The organism is Myxococcus guangdongensis (assembly GCF_024198255.1).
GTDB classification, from domain to species: Bacteria; Myxococcota; Myxococcia; order Myxococcales; family Myxococcaceae; genus Myxococcus; species Myxococcus guangdongensis.
This window is the reverse complement of sequence record NZ_JAJVKW010000027.1, coordinates 34,862-56,925: the sequence shown is the minus strand read 5'-3', so window position 1 is coordinate 56,925 and position 22,064 is coordinate 34,862. Positions and strand designations below refer to the sequence as shown.

The following is a 22,064-nucleotide window of genomic DNA, read 5'->3' as shown; positions in this document are numbered from 1 at the left end:
CCGGTGCGAAGTTCGAGAGCTTCAGCTTTGGGGACGCGACGACGCAGCCGGGGGACGGTAGTGCGCCTGCGAACCCGAACAACTGTGGGGATCACAACTGGACAGCTTCTTGGGTGGATCCCTCAGGAAATGTCTGGCTGGGTGGAGAAGGTGGATGGCTCGCTGTTCACACGGGTACGAGTGGATTCAATTGCAGCCCCGGAATTATACCAAGTGGAGCAAACATCACGGCGTTGGTGGGCTTCCCGGCGCCGAGTGGAAGCGTGTTCTACATCACGGATACGACGGGCCGACTGTATCGGTATGCGCCAGGGACGCAACCGCCTGCGTCGCCGTTTACCGAGCTGGACGACAATGTGGTCAACTTCTACGGGATGCACGGGCTGCAGGAGGAGTTCCTTCTTGCAGTTGGCGGTACGACAGGAAGTGGTAGTGGGCAGAGGTTCCGTGGCTATGCGGTGACACCTGGGGGAACTGCGACTGCCGCCAGTCACTCACACGCGCCAGGAAACACGGCGGGTTCCGCGAGGGCTGTATGGATGGGAACTGCCAACAAAGCCTGCGCGGTGGGCGACAACGGGGCCGCGTGGCGCTGGGATGGAAATGTGACCTGGAACCGGGTTGATGCACCTGTGGGAGTGAATGTCCCCTTCACCAGTGTGGTGATGCGCAATGACGGGCAGAGCTCAGAGCAACGCCTGCTGGCGGACCAGTGCTACATGGTGGATGGGAGCGCGAATGGCAGGCTGCGTCGCCTGACGCCATACGGTTGGGCCAAGGGCCCAGACTTGCCCGCAGCCACAGCGACTGTCCCCCTGAATGACATCGCCATCACCGCGTCCGGAGACATATGGATCGTCGGTGACGACGGTCGCGTCTTCCACTACCCAGAGCCCTGACCCCCAGGTCCACCGTCCCCGGGTCGCTCAGTGACAGGCCCGGGGACCGTGCTCTCCAACTCCCGCAGCGGAACCCACCGTCCAAACCCCGGCCCCCCGTCCTTCCGCCGCCCAATCCGCTGCGCGGGATAAATCCCCCGGTGGCCCGTCAACACATACGCCACCGTAGCCACAATCATCACGTGGGGCAGGACCCCTGCCCCCACCAGCTCCACAGCCATGATGGACAGCGCAAGGGGCGTATTGGCCGCCGCGGCGAACAGCGCCGCCATGCCCACGGCCGCCCCCAGGTCCACCGGCAACCCCAACATCCGCGCGAGCACGTTCCCCAAGCTCGCCCCGATGAAGAACAGCGGCGTCACCTCCCCACCCAGGAACCCTGTCCCCAGCGTCACCACCGTGAACGCCAGCTTCCACGCGAACGCGGAGACAGGGAGCCCCGGGTCCTCGAACGCCCGCACGATGCCCGGCACCCCCAACCCCAGATACGCATCCGTCCCCACCCACAGCCACAACAGCACCACCGCCGTCCCACCCATCGCCATCCGCAACGGCAACCACGGAACCCGCTTCTCCATCCCCGCCTTCAACCGGTGCAACCCCTCCACGAACACCACCGCCACCGCCGCCACCCCCACCGCGAACACCAACCACTTCCCAATCACAACCACAGTCAACGGCAACGCCCCAGGCACCGGATACACCGTGTGGTGAATCCCCAACCCCCGCGTCACCACGTCTCCCACCACCGACGCCACCAGCGCCGGCAACAGCGCCTCGTACCCGAGCCGCCCCACCACCACGACCTCCAACCCGAACACGGCCCCCGCCACCGGCGTCCCGAACACCGACCCGAACCCGCCCGCAATCCCTGCAGCCAACAGCTCCCGCCGCAAATCCACCCCCGCCCGGAACCGGTGCGCCACCCAGTCCGCCAGGCTCCCTCCCATCTGCACCGCCGTCCCCTCCCGCCCCGCACTTCCGCCGAACAGGTGCGTCAGCACCGTCCCCACCAACACCATCGGCGCCATCCGCAACGGCACTTGCGCATCCCCCGTGTGCACCGTCTCCAACACCAGGTTGTTCCCCCCACGCACCGGCCCTCCCCACCGCGCATACACCGCCCCCAACACCCAACCCGCCAACGGCAGCGCGTACACCAGCCCCCCATTCGCCTCCCGAAGCCGCGTCGCCTCCTCCAGGAGCCACAGGAACCCCGCGGACGCCACGCCGCACACCACCCCCACCAGCGCCCCCAGCACCAGCCACTGCGCCAACACCCGCGCTCCCGTCGTCCACCTCAATTGTGCTTTCTCCCGCTGTATTGAAACACTGTGAAACACCGCGTCATGCGTCGCGCCGCGTCAGGAATCAGACACCCCAAGCCCTCGTGGGACAAAGTTTCACGCATTCCTCGAATTCTGACTGAACGCGTTATTCCAGTTTGCGGGTGATTCACGAATCGACGGCGTGTACGGTTCGGTCTCCCCCTACATCCCCCCGTGGGAAGAGAAGAGAGCGGGCATGTTCTTCCGTCGCAATGGGCTGTCCTTCGCGGTTGCCGTGGCCACCGCAGCGGTGAGTGGTAGCGCCCTGGCGAGCACCATCAACCAGAACACGTCGTGGACCATCGACCGGTCCACGTCCACGACGAAGTATCGCGTCGTGGCGTACGGCGACTCCATCTATGCGGGCTACAACGGTGGCATCTCCGCCGTCGCGCGCCGCGCGGCCCCCGTGGTGCAGGGCGAGTACCTGGCCAAGACGTGGAACGCGGACATCGAGGTCATCCGCCGCACCAAGTCCGGCGCGAAGGCGGACGACATCTACAACAACAAGATTGTCTCCGAGCGCTCGTACATGCAGACGGCCAACACGCGCGCCGTGATGTTCGAGATGTGCGGCAATGACTACCTGCAGGCGCGCAGCGCGTTCTCGGGTCAGTCCGGCACCTGTGACTACAGCGGCCTGGAGGCGGCGCTGGCGGCCTGCACCACGTACACGGAGCGGGCCATGCAGGCCATCAACCAGTACGCGACGTCGGCCAAGGTCAAGATTGTCTCCAACATCTACTACCCCGGCTTCGACGCGGACAACGTGCAGACGTCCTGCCGTGACTCGGCCACGGGCGCCACGGTGAACAAGCAGGTGAAGTTCCTGCCGCTGCTGGCGCGCAGCAACTGGCGCACGTGCAACCTGGCGGCGAAGTACGGCTTCCAGTGCGCGGACTCCTTCGCGGAGATGATGGCCGCGGACTACGACAGCAACGGCGATGGCCAGGTGGACTCGGCCGCCCTGCGCTACGTCGCGGGTGAGACCGAGGCCGCCTACGTGGCCCGCATCACCGGCGCCCTGCGCTCCACGCTGCGCGACGCGAACACCCACTTCGTCAACGCCAGCACCAGCTACGACTACATCCAGTCGGACAACACCCACCCGACGTACTTCGGCACCACCATCAGCGTGAGCATCTTCTCGGGCTCGGGCTCCGGCACGGGCGCGCCCCAGTTCACCGACACCCAGGTGGTCAACGGCAAGAACCCCGAGTGGAACAAGACCGGCCACGAGCGCATGGGCTGGGAGAGCTCGCGCTTCAACCCCGCGACGCCGTGATGTCAGCGCCCGCTCCGCGCGGGTGAGTCGCTGCATCCCAGGGCCTCCGATGCTCGTCCGAGCGTCGGGGGCCTTCGTCGTTCCAGCCAGGCCCTCACGACAGGAAGCGCAGCGCGGTGAAGGCCATGATGCCGCCGTAGTACACGAGGCGGCAGCACCACTCGGCCCCTCGGCGCACGCCGCGCGTCCACGAGGGAGTCCACTTCGCCGCCGCCAGCGACAGCGCCTCCGCCACCGCGCGCCAGAAGACGGCGATGAGCAGGAGGCTCAGCGCTATCGGCGCGTAGTAGCGACCGAACGAGCGCAGGTACGCGGCGAGCCCCGACACCTGGTACTCGCCGAACGGACCGCCGAAGGCGATGTACTGGTGCGCCCGGAAGAAGATGCCCGCGGGCACCAGCGGGAACACCACCAGCTTGAGCAGCAGGTGGTACCAGCGCTTCTTCCACAGCTCCCGCCGCGCCCGTCCGTAGCGCACCAGCGGATGCGAGGCCGACTCACCCAGCGAGCCCTGGAGGCGGCCCAGCGCGACGAGCAGCGGCAGCGCGTCCTCGACCTCCAGCCCGTGCCCCAACGCGCGTCCCGACTTCATGCGCACGACGAGCCCCGGGCCCGGCAGCGGCAGTCGCCACGGGCGCACCGTGTCCACGACCTCGAGCGGAACCTCCAGCCGCGCGCCGTCTCGCAGCGCGAGCGCGAGCCCCGAGGCGCCCACCTCGAGCGTGGCGCGGGCCCGGACGCGCATCCCCGCGACGAGCACCACCGGGAGCCCACAGCCGAAGACGAGGCCGAGGATGAGCGGCTGCGCGGTGAGCGTCTGCGTGCCTTGCAGGATGTCCGACATCAGCCAGGTGGTGAAGGCCAGCAGGCACGTCATCATCACCAGGCGCGCCGTCACGGCCACGCCGCGTTGCGCCGTCGTCCAGGCGTGGAGCGTGAAGCGCTCGGGCTCGGCGGTGGGCATGGGGGAGGGGAGGGCGTCGACGGAGGAGAGGCTCATGGCGCGAGGGAGCGGGGTCGCCGGGGGCCAGGTGGCCGAATTGCCTCGGCGAGAGGCTGTCCGTAGCATACGCAGCGCGGAGGTCTCCCGGCGAGCATGCGGCCGCAGCAACCATCTCCTGAACGCCGTGTCGACCGTGACGGTGTCACCCACGTGGCCGCCTCGCGCCCCTCCTCGGGAGGTGGCGTGGCGAAGTGGCTGGTGGGCGGCGCGCTCGTCTTCACCGTGCTGAGCATCGCGGTGAGCCTGTGGTGGAGCGCCTCGGCGGTGGAGGTCGAGGCTCCGCCTCCTTTCGTCGAGGCCCCCGCGCCTGTCGCCGAGCCCGCTCCCATGGTGGCGCGCGCCCCGGTGCCTCGCGCCGCGACGCGAGCGGCTCCCCAGGCGCCTGTCGCCATGGCCGCGCCCATCGAAGAAGCGCCGCCGCCCGCGCCGGAGCCGGACATGCCCTCGGAGCAGCCCACGGGACTCCAGCTGTACAAGCGCGGCACCAAGCCCCTCAAGCGCGGCATCGTCGTGCCCGAGGACTTCGAGCTGCCGCCCGGCTACGTGCGCCACTACCAGTCGACGGACGAAGGTGAGCGCGTCGAGGCCATCCTCATGTTCCATCCCGACCACAAGCCGGTGGACGCGAACGGCCAGCCCATCCCCATGCCGGAGAACCGCGTGGTGCCCGAGGAGCTGGCGCCTCCGGGGATGCCCTTGCGCATGTTGGAGCTGCCGAAGTCCGACGAGTCCAAGGACGCGCCTTGAAGCTCGGCCGTCTGGAGCCCTCGCCCGGAAGACACCTGGCCGACGCGCTGGTCGCCGTCGCGCTCACCACCGTGTCGCTGTGGGCCTTCTCGTCCCTCGTCTCGCCGTGGACCGCGCTGGGGTGGGTGGCCCTCACGTTCTGGCTCGCGGCCGTGGACCGCGCGCGCTCGTCGAAGGAGGCCCTGGCGCTCGGCGTGGGGCTCAGCGTCACGTTCTGCGCCACGGTGTTCCACTGGTTCCCCACCGCGCTCCAGGGCTACTCGGGCGCGCCCAGGTGGCTGTGCTGGGGCGCCATGCTGCTGCTCGCGCCCGTGTTCCAACCCCAGTTCGTGCTCACCGCGCTCGCACGTCACCTGGCCCGCCGCGCCGTGGGCGAGCGCGCCGCGTGGCTGCCCGCCGTGACGAGCGTGCTCGTGTACGTGGGCGTCGAGTGGCTCGCGCCCAAGCTGTTCTCGGACACGCTGGGACAGGGCTTCGTCTACTCGGAGCGGCTGCGGCAGTTCGGTGATGTGGCGGGCGCGGCGGGGCTCACGCTCGTGCTCCTGGCGGTCAACGAGTGTCTGCTCGGCACGGTGCGGGTCTTCCGCGCTCGAGGCGTGGCGCGCGCGCTGCGTCCTCTGGGCGTGGCGGTGGTGTTGCTCATGGGGCTGACGGGCTACGGGGCCTTGCGGCTGTCCCAGGTGCGCGCGGCGACGGACGCGACGCCGGCGCTCGTGGTGGGCGCGGTGCAGGCGAACATCACGAACTACGAGAAGCTCAAGGCGGAGATGGGCGCGTACGAGGTGGTGCGCACGGTGCTCGACACACACTACGCGCTGTCGGATGCGCTCCTGCGTGAGGCGCCGCTCGACGTGCTCGTGTGGCCGGAGACGGTGTACCCGACGCCCTTTGGTGTCCCCAAGAGCGAGGCGGGCGCGGAGCTCGACGCGGAGATTGCCGGCTACGTCGCCGCGCGGAACGTGCCGCTCGTGTTCGGCTCGTACGACGTCGAGGACGGCCGTGAGTTCAACGCCGCCATGTTCCTCGCGCCCCCCACTCGTGAAGGTGCCGCTCCCGAGCGCACGGTGTATCGCAAGTCGAAGCTCTTCCCGCTGACGGAGTGGGTGCCCGACACCCTCGACTCGCCGACGTTGCGCGAGTGGCTGCCGTGGACGGGACGCTGGACACCGGGCCCAGGGCCTCGGACGTTGTCGCTGCGCCGGCGGGATGGACGCGTGCTGAAGGTCGCGCCGCTCATCTGCTACGACACCGTCTTCCCGTCCCATGTCGCGGAGCAGGTGCGGCAGGGCGCGGACCTGCTCGTCACACTGAGCAACGACTCGTGGTTCACCGGCTCGCCGGGCCCGAGGATGCACCTGACGCACGCCATCTTCCGCAGCATCGAGACGCGCAGGCCGCAGGTGCGCGTGACGAACTCCGGTGTGTCCGCGCTCATCGACGCGTCCGGTGAGGTCCTCTCCGAAATCGCCGACGCGCAGCGAGGCACCCAGGTCATGCGGGTGCCCGCGTCTCCCGGGCTGTCCACGCTGGCGCTCACCTGGGGCCACTGGTTGGGCCCTGTCGCGCTGGTGTGCGCGGTGGCGCTGCTCGGCGGCGCGGTGCTGGGAGCTCGCGGCTCACGGCGCTGACGGTGGACTCTGCTCGCTTGAGGACACTCGGGACTCGGGTCCGCGCTGGTGCGTGACACATCCGGGTGACAGTCCGGCGCCCGCCGTTGTCAGCCCCGGTCGTCGTCACTACACGCTCCGCGCGGCGCAACCTCGTCCTCGGAGTCCCCTCGCGATGATTGTCGGTCGGCGTCTGTCCTGGCGCATCATCCTGCGTTACACGGGCCTACCCGTCACCCTGCACGTCCTCTTCGCGCTCGCCATCATCGTGGGCTACCGCGCGTATGGCGCGTCCTGGTTGGCGGTGCCCGCGCTGCCCATCACCGTGCTCGCGGCGGCGCTCGGCGTGCTGCTCGCCTTCCGCAACAACTCCGCCTACGACCGCTGGTGGGAGGCGCGCACGCTGTGGGGCGGCGTGGTGAACTGGTCGCGCTCCTTCGCCCGACAGGTCCTCACGCTGCTGCCTCGGCCCGGCACCACGCAGGAGGAGCCGCTCTCCGAGGTGGAGCTCGCGGCCGTGCCCTCGCGCCTGTTGCGCACCGCCGTGGACCGACCCGGCACCGTGAGGGGCCCGCGCGCGAGCGACGGCGCCGTGCGCGACAGGTTCGGCCAGGCGCGCATGCCCACCGACGCCAAGGTCTCCCTGGAGCACATCGCCGTCCTGGAGACTCCGCCCGAGGAGCAGCGGGGCATCATCACCAAGATGGTGGAGAGCATCACCGAGGACGCGCGCGAGCTCGTCTACGCGCAGATGGGCTTCGTGCACGCGCTGCGCTGCCACCTGCGCCGCCAGGACCCGCTGCCCGAAATCGTCCGCTTCTTCCGGCCCGCCGTCATCGAGGCCCTGCGCGAGGAGCACAACATCCCCTCCGCCATCCTCCTGTGGATGGCCACCCGCCTGCGCCGCATCTACGGCCAGGTCTCCGACCCGCAGAAGGTCGTCTTCCTCCACGTGACGATGGACCGCACGCTGTCCGAGATGACGAACCTCCTCGGCGCCTGTGAGCGCATCAAGAACACGCCGCTGCCCCGGCAGTACGACATCCTCCTGTACGTGATGACGCGCGCCTACCTGGTCCTGCTGCCGCTCGGCGTCGTCGAGGAGCTGGGCTGGCTCATGCCCATCGTCACCGCCATCATCGCGTTCCTCTTCATCGGCCTGGACGCGGTGGGCCGCGACATCGAGACGCCCTTCGAGGACGACGTCAGCGACACGCCGATGACGGCCCTCAGCCGGACCATCGAAATCAACCTGCGGCAGATGCTGGGCGAGACGGAGCTGCCCCAGCCCGTGCAGCCGCAGAAGGGCCTCTTGTACTGAAACGAGCTGCCCGAATGGGGTCTGTCAGGGCGGAACGTCGCACCCCCGGGCCTCGCGTTGCGGCGGACCCACGCGCGGCGTATACCCGAAGCATCGTGTCCGGACTGTCCCGCATCCTCACGCTCGTGTTGCTCGTCGGCTGGCAGGTCCTGGCCAGCGGCGTCGCGGGCCTGGGGCACTACTGCGAGAAGCAGGTCGCGACCCGCGCCACCAAGTGCCGCTGCCACGAGCACGAGAAGGAAGGCGGCCACAAGGCCTCCTCCTCGCCCGACGGCCCGGCGCTGAGCTGGAACTGCTGCGAGGAGCCGCACTGGGATTTGCCCGCGCCCACCGAGGCGGGTGGCTCCAGTGGAGCGCCCTTCGTCGTGGCGCCTCCCGTGCTGCTCCCGGTCGCCTGGGCGGCTCCTCGTCCGCCGGAGTGGGTGCCTCAGCGCTCGCTCTCCTGGTGGGAGGTGCCTCCCGCCCAGGGACCGCCTGTCTTCCTCCGCATCCGCACGCTCCTCATCTGAGCGCTCCGGCGCGCGGCGACGTCGCGTCCTCCCGCTGAAGTCCCACGGGAGTCACGCGAAGGCCGCCTCGCGCCTGGGTTGCGCGCGTCCGTGTGCCCACGGAAGGCGTGCCGCCCTCGGAGTGTCCCTGAGGAGCCGGGTGCGCGAGTCGTTCGCTCTCCCCGGCATGGCAGTCAGTCGGTCTGAAGAATCCAGAAGAGCGAAGCCATGGACATGATTTGGGAGCTGATGATTGGAACGGTGCTGCTCACGCTGCTCATCGTGGTGATGACACCGGCGATGTGGAGCTCGCGGCTCAGCCTGCGCGAGAAGCAGAAGAAGTACGAGGGCCAGGGCCCCGGCCCCAAGACCTGAGGCCCGTGACGGCGCGAGGAGACACGGCCACCTTCCAGTGCGTGGCCGTGTCCTCCGTGCGCGTCAGAGCCTGCCGGCCTTGAGCTCGCTGACCAGGTGCGCGCTGGCTCGCACGGCCAGGGCCATCATCGTCAGCGTGGGGTTCTGCGGTCCCTGCGAGGGGAACGCCGAGCCGTCCATCACGAAGAGGTTGGGCACGTCCCAGCTCTGGTTCCACGCGTTGAGCACGGAGGTGCTGGGGCTTGTGCCCATGCGCGCGGTGCCCACCTCGTGGATGGCCATGCCCGGCGTGGACAGGGTGTCGTTCACCTTCTCCACCGTGAAGCCCGCCTCCTTCATCATCTCCTGGCAGGCGGCCACGGCGTCCGCGCTCATGCGCAGCTCGTTGTCCGAGTGACGGCACTCGATGTGCGCCGCGGGAATCCCCCAGCGGTCCTTCACGGTGGGGTTCAACGTCACGCGGTTGTCCGCGCGCGGCACCATCTCCCCGAAGGGCACGAAGTGGCACGAGTCCCCGAAGGTGAACACCTGCACGCCGTAGCCGCGCGAGAAGCCCTCCGCGTTGGTCGTGACGTTGCGGAACTGGGGGATGTACGCCCAGCTCTGCTCGGCGCGCTGCTCGGAGGCGGGCAGGTTCATCTTCGCCTCGATGCCGAGCAGGTACGTGTGGTCCATCAGGTTGCGGCCCAGCTGCCCCGACGAATTGCCCAGGCCCTCCGGGAACGCGGCGCTCTTCGAGTGCAGCATGAGGCGCGTCGTCTCGATGGTCCCCGCGGCCAGGATGACCACGCGGCCGTGGGCCTCGTGCGTCTTGCCCGTGTCCGAGTCGATGTACCGCACGCCGGTGACTTTGTTCGTCTTCGCGTCGTGCAGCACCTGGTCCACCACCGCGTGCGTGCGCAGGGTGAGCCGGCCCGTCTTGAGCGCGGCGGGGATGGTGACGGGGGCGCCCGCGGTGCGGCGCACGACGACGCGGCGCTCGGGCCAGCGGCGCTCCACGCGCTCCTTCAGGCGCTGCTCGGCCGGGTTCATCGCGATGGACGCGGCGAAGATGGAGTCGGGCAGCGTGTCCAGCCCGTCCGTGTTGCCGTGGAGGCCCATCCACCGCTCCACCGTCTCGTAGTGCGGCGCCAGGTCCGCCAGCGACAGGGGCCAGTCCGGGCCCTGACCGTCGCGCCCGCCTGCTTTGAAGTTGAAGTCCGACAGCCGGTAGAACTGGCGGCCGTGCGCCTTCACCGAGGTGCGTCCGCCCACCTGCCGCGCGCGAATCCACGTGAAGGGCGCGTCCTTCGGCGTGGTGTACGGGTTGTCGACGTCATCCACGAAGGCGTGCGGATGGAAGGGCCACGCGAAGGTGGTGGACTGCACCGACTGGCGCTGCTTGCGCGCGCTGTCCGTCTCCGCCTGGTAGCGGAAGAGCTTCTGGCGGACCCGGTGCATCACCCACAGCAGCTTGTCCGCCTGGTTGCTGCGCCCCGCCTCCAGCACCAGGACGTTCAGCCCCGCCTCGGTGAGCTGCTTGGCCGCCCAGCCACCGCACGCGCCGGAGCCCACCACCACCGCATCGAAAGTCTTCTTGGACGTGCTCACAGCGACCCGGCGAGTGCAAAGGGGATGCGCGGCGTGACGCACCGCGAGTTGATTCGGCGCAGTGTAAGCTGCGGCGCGCGAGCTTGACCATTGGACGCCCGCCTGTGTCGCGAGTGACTCGCGTGAGGCTCGGGCGAGCAGCCGGGGGATGCCCGGGGAAGGTGTTGCATGAAGTGGCGGCGAGTCGTGGCGGCGGTGGTGGCGTTGGGGGTGCTCGCGACCCTGGCGCTCTTCGCTCGGGCGCTGCGGCACTCGGAGGCGTACTTCCACTATCCCCGGGTGGCGCCGGAGCGCCCCGCGGACTTCGCGGACGCGCAGGACGTGCGCCTTTTCACCTCGGACGGGCTGGAATTGCGCGGGTGGTACGTGCCCTCGAGGAACCGCGCCGCGGTGGTGATGACGCACGGCCTTTCACAGACGCGCGCGGATGTGTTGCCGGAGGCGCGCATCCTGCGGGACGCGGGCTATGGCGTGCTCCTGTTCGACCTGCGCGCGCACGGCGGAAGTCAGGGCGAGACGTCCACATGGGGCGACTTGGAGCGGCGGGACGTGCGGGCCGCGCTGGAGTACGTGCGGGCCCGGCCCGACGTGGACCCGGCGAAGGTGGGCGCGCTGGGATTCTCGATTGGCTCCGCCGCGGTGGCGGAGGTGGCCGCGAAGGACCCGGACGTGCGCGCGGTGGTGCTCCTGTCCCCGTTCAACACGCTGTGGCTCGCGGCGGCGTATGACTTCCGGCGCTTCGGCGTCATCACCCAGACGGGCGCGCTGGTGCCGTTCTGGCGGCGCGGAGTCCAAATCGAGGAGGTGCGCACCATCGACGCGGTGGACCACATCCGCCCCCGGCCCCTGTTCATCGTGATGGGGACGGAGGAGTCGGGTCAGCCGCTCGCGGATGAGCTCTTCGCCCACGTGCGTGAGTACGCGCAGACGTGGCGCATCCAGGGCGCGGGGCATGGCGGCTTCGCCACCGTGGAGCCCCAGGAGTATCCCCGCAGGTTGCGCGCCTTCTTCGACGGGGCGCTGCTCGGAGGCGGGGAGGGGAGCGCGGCGAATCCCGCGCCCTGAGCCGACGGACTCAAAGGCGCGTGCGAGTCGCCTCAGACTTCGGCGGCTGTCGACGGACCCGGAGGTGAGTCACCTACCGCCGAGCCCGCGACGCCATCACTTCACGGAGCCTTCGGGGCCGTTTCCTTCTCGCGGGCCTCGAGCTGCTCCAGGCTCTTCAGGAAGGCGCGGCCCTTGGCCTCGTCCGTCATGTAGACGAAGGCGGCCATGCCCTTGAGCTGCTCGAGCGACTCGCCCTCGCGGCCCGGCTTGCCCTTCTGACGGTTGTGGATGGCCGCGCGCAGGCGGCGCACCACATCGCGCGGCACGCGGGCGGAGGCCACGCCGTCACGGGCCCTGTTCACCACCAGGCCCGTCACCTGCTGACGCGTGCCCTTGCGGCTCACCCGCGTCTTCTCCGGGTGCACGCGGAAGCCCTCGGACTCCACCACGTCCTTCACGCGCGCGAGCAGCACGGCCACCGGCGCACCCTGCGCGCGACGCGCCTTGGGCTGCTTCGTCTTCGTCCACGAGAACGTGAGGTCGTCCGCGTAGCGCGTGTAGATGAAGCCCAGCTTCTTCGACAGCGCGGACAGGCGCTTGTCCAGCTTCAGGCACAGCGCGTTGGTGATGCCCGGCGACGTGGGCGCGCCCTGCGGCAGCGAGCGCGGACCCTTGGCCACGTAGAGCGTCTTGCCGCGGAACTGCACCGCCTCGCGCGGGGCCTCCGTGGACATCAGCGCCAGCAGCGTGGACGTGTTCTCCGGCAGGCCGCCCTTGCGCAGCAGCCCCTTCACCCGGCGCCACGTGACGGAGGGGAAGAAGTCCTTCAGGTCCACCTTCACCACGACATCCGCGCTGTGGTGCGCGAGCGCGTTGGTGAGGATGGAGCGCCCCGCGACGAAGCCGTGCGCCGCGCCGTGCACGGGCAGCCGCTCCACCACGTTGGACAGCACCCAGCGCTGCGCTTCCTTCAGCTCCGGCTTGGGGGACGTAATCGTCCGCGTCCCGCCGTCGCGCTTGGGGATGCCCCAGCTGATGTAGTGCGAGCCGGTGTCCACCTCGCGGTGGAACGCGAACCAGCGCAGCTTGGAGACGCTCAGCCCCAGCGCCTTGGCCAGCACCTCCGCGGAGCCCAGCTCGGGCAGGCCGTTGGCGCGGGCGCGCTCCTCACGGTGCGCGATGTCGAACTTGTCGGCGCCGCCGTCCTCTTCCCAGTGGACCCCGGCACCCAGGTGCCCCACGTGGGTGGCCTTCCAGGCCTCGTGGGCCTGGCGCCCCAGCGCGCGACGCTCGGCCGCCTCGGCCTTCTTCTTCTCCTTCCACGCCGTCTTCTCTTTTTCCGAGGCGCTGGAGAAGTCGAGCTCTCCCACGGCGAGGCCGCGAGAGACCAACTGGCCTTGCGCCCAGGCATCGGCGCCGCCGGCCTCGACGATGGCCTTCCATCGGGCGAGCAACGCCTCGTGCGCGGCGCGACGCGCTTCGCGTTGAGCGACAGCGGTGGCGGACGGGGCTTGGGGCGCTGGCGTCGCGACGGCTTGCGGCGCGGCAGCGGGGACGAACGACTCCAGCCTGGCGGTCATGTCAGCACCTTCGAGGGGGCGCGGCGGCTTCGGACGAAGCGGCTGTCATTCGCGAGCAGTCGAGGGAGGCCAGGAAAGCACCACCATCTCACCTGGGGCACGGTAGCCTCACCGGCTCTCCCCTCACCTGCACTACGGCCGGGGTGGGCAAACGGCGGTCGCGTCGTTGGCTCCGCTGCCCACCCCGGCCGTAGTGCAGGTGAGGGAGAGAGCCAAGAACAGGCTACCTTGCGGAGAGTGTCCTGCATTCAAACCGGAGCGGCGCAACGCCGCTCCCGCGCTCGAGGCGCTCAGGCTGATGCACTCCAGACCTCTCTCGGCTGCTCGCGCGTGAAGCGCGCTTCATCGTGTCTTCCGTCGCACCTTCCCTGTCGGCCGCCATCGAAGGCGACCGAGCCGTGGTTGAGTGTTTACACCAATGACGAGGCCGCGTCGATGTAGCCGTCGGCCGAAAGCTTCTCCAGGCGCGTGAAATATGCGGTGCGCGCCTCCACGTCCGTGTCGAACCAGAGCCGCTGGTGACGCGCTTCGCCGGTGCGAAGGCCCCACTCCACGGCGACCACCTGGCCATCCAAGGAAACGCGGTACACCATCTCTTGTCCGCTCTCCGCGTCGCGACGCACGTACGAGCGCGTCTCGGCGCGGATGTGCTTGCGGCCCTCGGGCGTCTGCCGGAGCGCCTCTTCCTCGGTGCGGCGGCGCGCGTAGACCAGGCGCAGCGCGAGCTGGTGCTCGCACGGTCCCTCGCGCATGCCGGAGCGGCGGAAGTGCGGACACCCGCAGGACGCGTCCTTCACGCGGCCTTCCAGGTCCAACGTGAAGCTGGGGAAGAAGCTGCGCACGGCCTCGCGGTCCACCACTTCGCCGTGGATGCGCGTGCCCTCGCCCACCATGTCGTGCACCTTGGTGAGCTTCACCTCGCCGGCACCCGGGCCGCCGTCGCCGAGCAGGCGGTGGGCGCGGGCCTCACGCTCGCTGCCGAAGCGGATGACGGACTCGTCCACGGGCGTGGCCATCAGCTCACGCGGGCGGTACTTGCCCTGCGCCACATCGAAGAGGACACGGCCGCGGAGGCACTCGAGCTGCAACGCCGCGCGCACCTGCTCCTTCTTCGCGCCCTCCGCGGCGGCGACGAGGGGCTCGAAGGACTGCGGGCCATCGGCGCGCAGCTTCCCGCGCAGCTTCTCGGCCAGACCCTCCGGCACCGCGCGCGGCATCAGCACGTCGAAGGCCGCGGCGGAGGACCAGCCGCTCTCCGTCCAGCCGGTGAGGCCCATCGTCAGCGTGGCCTGGCCCATGTCGATGACCCAGAACACCGGCAGGCCCGGACCCATGAGCTGCAGGCGCACGGACTTCGCATGCGGCAACAGCCGCGCGAGCGCGACCAGCCGCTGACGGCCGAACGTGCGCACCACCGCGGGCGCGGTGCCGGTGTACTTGCCGCCGTGGCACTCGAGCACCAGCTCCCACGGCTCCAGCACCAGCCTGGGCGGAGCGCCGGGGACCAGCTCGAAGCGCAGCGCGCGCGGGGCCTTCTTCGCCTTGCGGGTGCGCAGCGCGAAGAGGAGGTTGTACAGGTCGATGGGCGCCAGCTCGCACGTGTTGGCGGGCAGCGTGGCGGCGGACTGCACCTGGAGGAAGCCGCGCAGCCACGCGTGCGGCACCTGCACGTTGCGCGGCTCACGGGCTTCCTTGGCGGGCAGCGCGACGTGGGCCTCCAGCGACACGGGCAGGTAGGTGCGCAGCCGGTCCATGCGCGAGAGCAGGTCCGACGGGACGTCCAGGAAGGTGGAGCCGTGCGCGGCCTCGCGGCCCTCGAAGAGGCTGTTGTCCAGGGACAGTCGCGCGTAGGCGCTCTCGTCGCGGGAGAACACTTCGAGCGAGACGCTGTCCGGGTCCACGGTGAGCACCGGGTCCAGCACGGCGTCCTGCTTCTGCTCACCGTCGAGCGCGTTGTCGAGGAAGGCCTTCTGGGCCTCCCAGATTTGCGCGCTCGCCCGCTTCCCCTTCTTCATGAGGTACGCGAGGTACGCGGTGCGGTCCTTGCCCCGGTAGCGCAGGTCGCTGGCGAGGATGCCGAACGTGGCGGTGAGCGCGTCGCGGAACAGCGACGCGTCCTTGAGGCGGCCTCGCACGCCGACGGTGCCGCGCGAGCCCTCCAGGGCCAGGAGCACGCGCGAGGCGTCCGCGTGGGACTCCACGTCGCTCGCGGTGGCGTAGCGAAGCTCGACGGGGTGACGGGTGGCGGTCGTCACGACGGGTTCCCTTCCTTCCGGTGGTTCTTCGCGCGCTCGGCGGCGCGACGTGCACGTTTGTGGGCGCGCCAGGCGGCCTTGCGCAGCTCCACGGACTGAGACTTGTCGAAGGCGGCCGTGTGCAGCAGCTTCGCTGCCTCGTCACCGCCCAGCCGGCCCATGCCGGCCCAGGCTTCCTGTTTCACCTCGGGCTTCGCGCTCTGGGCCAACGCGGCCAGCGGCGCGAGATTCCCCTGACCCAGCAACGAAGGCTCGGCCAGCCGACGACCCTCGGACGAGGCCAGGGCGTCGGCGGGCACCTTCGCGCCCGTGGGGCCCAGGGCCACCGGGTCGAACGGCTTCACCTCCAGCGCCCAGGTCGCGGCCTTCTCGGGGGAGAGCCGCGCCAGTGCATCCGCGGCCGCCGAGCGCACCCGCGCATCCGGGTCCGTCAGCGCGCCCTTGAGCACGTCCGCGGAGGCGGTGCGCTCCTTGTCGTTGGACAGCACGGGCGCCGGGGTGTCCTGGCCCTGGAGCTTCAGCGTGGCGCCGGCCGTGCCCAGGCGGGACAGCACGCGGGCCGCCTCCTGACGCACCGTCGCGGGGGAGCCCGCCTCGCCAGCCTTGAGGATGTCGCGCGCGGAGTCGGCGAGCCCCGCCGTGCCCAGCCGCGAGCCGGCCCACAGGATGCGCTCCCACGCGGAGGCGAGCGCGTTCTTCTTCGGGCCGGGAGGCGTGGCCGCCCAGTCCTTCGCGGTGCGCCGCTCGGAGGAGACCAGCGCGCGGGACAGCCCGGCCACGTCCACCTGTCCGGAGGCGCGCGCCTCGCCGGTCCACGTGCCAATCAGCAGGGCCGCCTCCTGGCGGGCCTCCGCCTTGTCGTGCTCCAGCAGCGTCACCGTCTCGGGCACCGGCAGCGCGCCGCGCCGCGAGAGTCCCCGACGCAGGCTCAGCCGCAGCTCCTCGTTGGTCAGCGTGGCGAGCCGGGGCACCAGCAGCGCCGGGTCACCCTCGCGGGAGAGGTACGTGACGGCCGGCTCGGAGATGTCCTGGTAGCGGCTGGCCACGGCGAGGAACTCGACGCGGGTGCGCTCCTTCGGGAACAGCTCGTCCAGCGCCTTGCGCGCCTCCTTGCGGAGCAGCTCCGTGGAGTCGTCCAGGATGGTGGCGAGCGTGGTCTCCGCCTCCACGTCCTTGAGCTTGCCCAGCTCCTGCGCGGCGGTGATTCGCACGAGCAGGTGGGTGTCCGTGTCGAGCAGCAGCGCCTCGACCTTCACCCGGGCGCGCTCGCCGCCGATGGCGCGAAGGCCCTTCACGCCCGCCTGCTGGAGCGAGGAGTCGGCGCCCTCGACCGCGGCGGCCTCCACCTTCTCCTCGACGCGGCGGCGCTCCTCGCCGTCCGGCAGCCGGCCCGCGAGGCGACCCAGGCCCTCCACCGCGGCCCACACCATGCTCGGCTCGGTGGGCGCCTCGGGCGTGCCACCGGCGGCCACCGTCTCCAGCTCGCTCAGCGCCCGCGCGTCACCCAGCGTGCCCAGGGCGAGCAGGGCGCGCTCGCGCTGCCCGTCCTCACCGGCGCGCGAGTACAGCAGCAGGGGCCGCAGCGCGCTCACGCCGCGCAGGTGCGCGACGCCCTCGGCGGCGGGCAGCATCAGCTCGCGAGCCCCACCGCGCAGCACGTCCTCGAGCGGGCCCACGGGGGCGGCGTGCTCGACGACGCGCTTGGAGTACAGCCCCACGGCCTCGGCGCGCACCGTGACGTCCCGGTCGTTGAAGAGGCTGACCAGCACCTCGGACTGACCGGCCTCCGCGCCGTGCTCCAGCTCGCGCAGGGCCGCCAGCCGCACCGCCACGTCCAGGCTCTTCACCGCCGGACGCAGGAAGCGCAGCGCCAGCGCCGCGTCGCGCTTCTTCACGTCCGTGCCGGCCACCTGCATCGCGGCGGGGACACACGCGACGCGCACCGCGCTGGTGTCGTCCTCCAGCACGCGGCGCGCCAGCACGTCCAGCGCCTCGGGGCGGCGCGTCTGTCCCAGCGCGTCCACCAGCCGCAGTCGCTCGTGCAGGTCCGTGGAGACCGCCAGCCGCGCGGCCAGGGCGCTCACGGCGGTGGGCGTGGCCAGTCGGGCGAGCGCCTCCACCGCGCGCTTGGCGACGGCGGGCGTCTCCGAGCGCAGGAACGAGGCGAGCACCTCCACCGCGCGCTCGTCGCCGCGCCACGCGAGCAGCTCGGACGCGCGCAGGCGCAGGTCCTCGTGCTCGCTGGACATGGCCCGACCCAGCGCCTCGGTGACGCGCGAGTCGTTGGCGCCGGCCAGCCGCTCAATCACGCCCACGCGCAGGTCCGCGTGCTCGCTGCCCAGCGCGGCCAGCAGCGGCTCCAGGCTGCCGGGCGGGCTGAGCTTCTCGAGCAGCTCGAACGCGTAGCGGCGCACGTCCGACAGCGGCGAGTTGAGCGCGGCGGTGATGCGCGGCTTCGCGGCGTCCCCCCGCTCGGCCAGCTCGTCCAGCGCGATGCGCGCCACGTCCGGCGCCAGCGAGGCCAGGGCCAGCGAGAGCGGCTCGTCGCTGCCCGCGGGGAACAGCTCCTTGAGGCCCGTGAGCGCGGCCTTGCGCACCAGTTGGTGTGGATCCTCCAGGGCGCGCAGCAGGGCGGCCACGGCGGCGGGCGTGCCCGCGTAGCCCTCCTGCGTGAGCTTCACCACCCGGTCCACGGCGTCGCGGCGGACGCGGTGACCCTCGTCGTCACCCGCGGACACCTGGCGCAAGAGCCCCACGTACGCGCCGAAGGCCAGCCGGCGCAGGTGCTGACGCTCGGCGTGGGTGGCCGCCTCGGGAGAGGAGGTCTCCGGCGTGCCGGGCTTGGTGGCGGAGAACAGCCGGCGCAGCCAGCTCTTCGCGGGCGTGGCCTGCACGGGCGACACGGTGGGCGCCGTCTCCGGCTTCCACGGCGCGTCCAGCGAGCTGGGCCGGGCGACCTTCTGCGCCTCGCGGAAGTAGTCGAGCGGCTTGTTGCGCAGCAGCAGCACCTGGGCCGCCGCGTAGCGCTGCTCGGGCTGACCGCTGGAGAGGGCCTCGGCGAGCCCCACCATGCGCTTGGCGCGGTCCTCCTCGGAGGGCCAGTCCTTCATGTCGCCGACCTTGTCGGGCTTGGGCGGCAGCAGCCCCTCGACGAGGTTGGCGCGGTACGCGTCCGTCTCCGTGCGCAGCTCCAGCGCGCGGGCCGCGGCGTAGCGCACCTCGGGGCGTCCGCTGGACAGCGCGCTGGCGAGCAGGTCGGGCGGCTCCCCGCGACGGGTGGCGCGCAAGTCCCGGGCGAGGACGATGGCGAACACCATCTCCTGCACCTCGCGGGCGCGGTCCTCCAGGCCATGCAGCAGGCCGCCGTCGCCCTCGGAGCCCAGGGCCGCGAAGGAGAGGATGGCGCCCAGCCGGATGGGCAGGTGGTCATGGCGCAGGTTGCCGGTGAGCACCGGCAGCGCGCGCGCATCACCCAGGCGCGACAGGCCGTCCGCGCCCCACGAGCGCACCGCCACGTTGGCGTGGCTGAGCGCGTCCAGCAGGTAGCCCTCGTCGCCCCGACGGCTGGCGGTGGCGAGGCCGCGCGCGCCCTGCTCCTGCAAATCTCCCAGCTCGCTCGTCAGCAGCGTGGTGGCGAACCAGGACAGCAGCCGACGCGAGCCCAGCGTCGCCAGGGCACGAGCGCCCCGGATGCGCAGCGGGATGAGGAACGCGGGCGGGTACAGCCGCTCGAGCTCCTTGTCCATCAGGTTGCGCATCGGCTCGATGATGTCCTCGGCGCCACGGGGCGCGAGCAGCTCGGAGGCGCGCACGCGCACCGGCAGCGCCGCGGAGGACAGGCCCGCCAGCAGCGGCCCGTTCTCGCTCGGAATCAGCTTGTCGAGCGCCTCCAGCGCGGCGACCGCGACCTCCAGCTCCTCGTCCTGCACGCGCTTGAGCAGCGGCGAGCGCAGGGGCTCGGCGGGCGCGTGCACGGAGCCCTTCGCTGCCAGCACGCGCAGGGCGGGGTGCGTCGACGCGAGGGCGGCCAGGTGCGGCTCGGGCTTCTCCTTGCCCACCAGCTTCACCCACGCCTCGTACGCGGCGGTGGCGACGCCGACGTCGCGGTCCTCCACGGACTTCTTCAGCCGCTCCTGCGCCCAGCCCTCGGCGCCGCGCTGCGCGAGCACCTCCACCGCGCGGCCACGCAGGTCCGGGAAGCGGCCCGCGAGCGCGCGGTCCAGCGCCTTCTCCGGCACCTTCTCGTTCCACGCCCACAGCGTGCGGAACGCCTCGCCGCGCACCTTGGCGGACTCGTCCTCCAGCGCGTCACCGAGCAGCGGCTCGGCGCCCTGGGCCGCGGCGCCCAGCTTCACCAGCCGGTCCAGGCCGCGCACGCGCACGTCCTCGTGGCCGGAGCGCAGGGCCGCCTCGGCCGAGGCCAGCGGCGCCTCCGCGTCCAGCGCCACCACGGCGTCGAGCGAGGTCGCGCGCACGTCCGCGTTCTCGTCGTCCAGCATCCACACCAGCCGCTCGCGGGCGCGCGCGTCCTGCAGTGCCTGCAGGGCGGCGGCGGCCTGACGGCGGATGGCGGGGTCGGGCTCACGCGACAGCTGCAGGAGCGCGCCCAGCGCCCGGGCATCCCCCAGCTGCGCGAGGCCCCGAGCGCCCCGGACGGCCGTGTCCGGCGTGCGGCAGGCCATGGCCGCCAGCAGCGGCTCCAGGTCGCTCTCCGTCAGCGAGGCACCCACGGCGCCCTGCGCGGGCATCGCGTCGCGCGCGGCCTGCACGTCGGCGTCCGTCAGCGCGGAGGTCTGTCCCTGCCGCGAGCGCTGCGCGAGCCGGCGGGCCACGTCCTTGGTGGAGCGCGCGAAGTCCTCGTCGCGGCTCTCCAGCGCGTGCGCCAGGGCGCGGCGCTCCAGCACGCGGATGGTGAAGGCCACGCGGCGCACGTCCGCGTCGGCGTCATCCAGCGCGCGGGCGACCAGCGGCTGCAGCTGGGCGTGGCCCAGGAGGCCCGCCCCGGCGATGCGCACCAGCACCTCCACGCGCAGGCGCGGCTGGCCCCGCTCGAAGGCGGCGCGCAGGGGCTCGGTGTCGGCAGGCGCGGAGACCGAGGAGAGCGCGTCCAGCGCGGCCAGCCCCACGGTGGCGTCCGTCTCACCCAGCTTGCTGGCGATGAGCGCGGGGACCAGCGGGGACGCGCGGCCCAGCTTCGCCAGGCGCTGGAGGCCCGCGACGCGCATGTCCACGAAGCGCGACTCCAGCGCGGCGCGGGGCGCGGCCAGCGGCGACTCCGTCTCCAGCGCCTCCAGGGCCTTGAGGGCCTCGGCGCGCACCTGGGGATGGTCGTCGTCCAGGCGCTCGCGCAGCTTCGGACGCGCGGCGACGCGGCCCTTCTCGCCCAGCTCGCGGGCGGCGAGGCGGCGCACCTCCGCCTCCTTGTCCGTGGAGAGCACCTGGAGCACGAAGTCGAGCGCCTCGGTCTCCTCCAGCGCCGCGGCCTCGCGCACGGCGGCCTCGCGCTTGGGGCGCCCCGCCTTCAGCGACTCCGTCAGCAAGTCGAGCCCGTGCCGCGACACGACCTGACCGTTGGCCGGCTTGCCGTCCGTCTCGATGCCGAAGCGGAAGACGCGCCGGTCCTCGCCCGCCGTGAAGAGGGCGCCCAGCGACGTGCGCGCCTCGCGCGGGTTGCCGGGCGCCACGAACACCAGCGCGTTCACCGGCTTGCTGCCGCAGTCCAGCGTGCGCGGCTTGCGGCGCTCATCCAGCCGCCACACCTTCACCTTGCCGTCGCTGCCCGCGGACCAGACCCGGTCGCCGGGCTCCTCGTCGTCCTGCGCGGCGGGCGTGGGCGGGAACACCAGCGCGAGCACCGCCCCGGCGTGACCGGAGTCCTTGTCGCCGCGGACCTCGAACTCCACCGCGCCCACCAGGTACCAGAAGCGCACCTTGCCGTCGTCGCCACCGGAGGCGAGCCGGCCGTCGCGCGGCGTGAAGGCCAGCGCGCGCACCGCGCCCTCGTGGCCCGCCATGTCCCGGCGCTCACCGGTGGCCTGGGTGAAGGAGCGCACCACGCCGTCATCACCGCCGCACGCGATGAAGGTCCCGGACGGGTCCACCGCCACCGCGCGCAGGGGCTGCGGCGACGCCTTCCACTCGTGCGCCTTGCGCGCGCCGTCCCACTCCCAGCCGCGCACCACGCCGTCCGCGCCCGCGCTGAACAGCACCTTGCCGTCGTGGCTAGACGCGAGCGCGGTGACGCCGCCCGGATGCGCGTCGGTGAGCCGCGTCTGCACCTGCCCGTCGGACACGGTGCCCAGGCACAGGGTGCCGTCGGCCAGGGCCGCGGCGAAGCGCTCGCCCGACAGGGCCAGGGCGCTCACGGCGGAGGGGAGCTCACTGCTCCACAGCACCTTGTTGGAGGCCAGGTCGAACGCGGTGAGGCGGCTGGGCGCGGACGCGCGGGCCCCGCCGAGCAGCAGCACGCGGGGGTTCGCCGCGAGCGCGCGGAGCTTTTCGATGTTGCCGATGGCGAGAACGGACATGGTGTTCTTTCC

General features: G+C 71.5%; 13 protein-coding genes. 7 read left to right on the top strand and 6 right to left on the bottom strand.

All coding sequences use genetic code 11. The features are described from left to right. Positions 1 to 883 precede the first annotated feature (883 nt). Entirely contained in the window at positions 884 to 2,203 is a 1,320-nt protein-coding gene (locus tag LXT21_RS43715; protein WP_254044205.1) for a chloride channel protein, read from the bottom strand. A gap of 220 nt (positions 2,204 to 2,423) precedes the next feature. Between LXT21_RS43715 and LXT21_RS43710 the strand changes: the two genes are divergently transcribed. Next, a complete protein-coding gene (locus tag LXT21_RS43710; protein ID WP_254044204.1) occupies positions 2,424 to 3,512 on the top strand; it encodes an SGNH/GDSL hydrolase family protein in 1,089 nt (362 codons plus the stop codon). Between the two features lie 94 nt (positions 3,513 to 3,606). Here LXT21_RS43710 and LXT21_RS43705 read toward each other — a convergent pair whose 3' ends face one another. After that, entirely contained in the window at positions 3,607 to 4,512 is a 906-nt protein-coding gene (locus LXT21_RS43705; protein ID WP_254044203.1) for a hypothetical protein, read from the bottom strand. Between the two features lie 186 nt (positions 4,513 to 4,698). Here LXT21_RS43705 and LXT21_RS43700 point away from each other — a divergent pair, with 186 nt between their 5' ends. From LXT21_RS43700 to LXT21_RS43680, 5 genes are all read left to right on the top strand, one after another. Next, positions 4,699 to 5,262, top strand: coding sequence for a hypothetical protein (locus LXT21_RS43700; RefSeq protein WP_323395764.1), 564 nt, complete (start codon positions 4,699 to 4,701; stop codon positions 5,260 to 5,262). Beyond that, positions 5,259 to 6,890 carry an apolipoprotein N-acyltransferase gene (gene lnt / locus LXT21_RS43695; RefSeq protein ID WP_254044201.1) on the top strand — a complete coding sequence of 544 codons (1,632 nt, stop codon included), beginning with the start codon at positions 5,259 to 5,261 and terminating at the stop codon, positions 6,888 to 6,890. The genes LXT21_RS43700 and lnt overlap by 4 nt, the downstream gene beginning before the upstream one ends. A 154-nt stretch (positions 6,891 to 7,044) precedes the next feature. Beyond that, entirely contained in the window at positions 7,045 to 8,190 is a 1,146-nt protein-coding gene (locus LXT21_RS43690; protein ID WP_254044200.1) for a bestrophin family protein, read from the top strand. A gap of 95 nt (positions 8,191 to 8,285) precedes the next feature. Then, on the top strand, positions 8,286 to 8,699 hold the full coding sequence (locus tag LXT21_RS43685) for a hypothetical protein (protein ID WP_254044199.1): 414 nt from the start codon (positions 8,286 to 8,288) through the stop codon (positions 8,697 to 8,699). Positions 8,700 to 8,906: 207 nt separating this feature from the next. Continuing rightward, complete coding sequence (locus LXT21_RS43680; protein WP_254044198.1) at positions 8,907 to 9,053, top strand: hypothetical protein; 147 nt, start codon at positions 8,907 to 8,909, stop codon at positions 9,051 to 9,053. Between the two features lie 63 nt (positions 9,054 to 9,116). Here the strand turns inward: LXT21_RS43680 and LXT21_RS43675 are convergent, their stop codons facing one another. Then, on the bottom strand, positions 9,117 to 10,643 hold the full coding sequence (locus LXT21_RS43675; protein ID WP_254044197.1) for a GMC family oxidoreductase: 1,527 nt from the start codon (positions 10,641 to 10,643) through the stop codon (positions 9,117 to 9,119). A 168-nt stretch (positions 10,644 to 10,811) separates the two neighbouring features. Between LXT21_RS43675 and LXT21_RS43670 the strand changes: the two genes are divergently transcribed. After that, positions 10,812 to 11,708 carry an alpha/beta hydrolase gene (locus tag LXT21_RS43670; RefSeq protein WP_254044196.1) on the top strand — a complete coding sequence of 299 codons (897 nt, stop codon included), beginning with the start codon at positions 10,812 to 10,814 and terminating at the stop codon, positions 11,706 to 11,708. A 101-nt stretch (positions 11,709 to 11,809) separates the two neighbouring features. On the opposite strand, the gene LXT21_RS43665 is transcribed toward LXT21_RS43670, so the two are convergent. The 3 genes from LXT21_RS43665 to LXT21_RS43655 form a co-directional block, all read right to left on the bottom strand. Beyond that, positions 11,810 to 13,270, bottom strand: a complete 1,461-nt coding sequence (locus LXT21_RS43665) for a reverse transcriptase family protein (protein WP_254044195.1) — start codon at positions 13,268 to 13,270, stop codon at positions 11,810 to 11,812. Between the two features lie 410 nt (positions 13,271 to 13,680). Beyond that, the gene (locus tag LXT21_RS43660) at positions 13,681 to 15,525 is read right to left on the bottom strand and encodes a GNAT family N-acetyltransferase (protein WP_254044194.1); all 1,845 of its coding nucleotides are present in this window, start codon (positions 15,523 to 15,525) and stop codon (positions 13,681 to 13,683) included. Continuing rightward, entirely contained in the window at positions 15,522 to 22,052 is a 6,531-nt protein-coding gene (locus LXT21_RS43655; RefSeq protein WP_254044193.1) for a HEAT repeat domain-containing protein, read from the bottom strand. Before LXT21_RS43655 ends, LXT21_RS43660 begins: the two co-directional genes overlap by 4 nt. Positions 22,053 to 22,064 lie beyond the last annotated feature (12 nt).

Bases quoted from the DNA above. Each gene is read 5' to 3' on its own strand.
- LXT21_RS43710 (WP_254044204.1), top strand. From the start codon at position 2,424: ATGTTCTTCCGTCGCAATGGGCTGTCCTTCGCGGTTGCCGTGGCCACC.
- LXT21_RS43705 (WP_254044203.1), bottom strand. From the start codon at position 4,512: ATGAGCCTCTCCTCCGTCGACGCCCTCCCCTCCCCCATGCCCACCGCC.
- LXT21_RS43690 (WP_254044200.1), top strand. From the start codon at position 7,045: ATGATTGTCGGTCGGCGTCTGTCCTGGCGCATCATCCTGCGTTACACG.
- LXT21_RS43680 (WP_254044198.1), top strand. From the start codon at position 8,907: ATGGACATGATTTGGGAGCTGATGATTGGAACGGTGCTGCTCACGCTG.
- LXT21_RS43670 (WP_254044196.1), top strand. From the start codon at position 10,812: ATGAAGTGGCGGCGAGTCGTGGCGGCGGTGGTGGCGTTGGGGGTGCTC.
- LXT21_RS43665 (WP_254044195.1), bottom strand. From the start codon at position 13,270: ATGACCGCCAGGCTGGAGTCGTTCGTCCCCGCTGCCGCGCCGCAAGCC.
- LXT21_RS43655 (WP_254044193.1), bottom strand. From the start codon at position 22,052: ATGTCCGTTCTCGCCATCGGCAACATCGAAAAGCTCCGCGCGCTCGCG.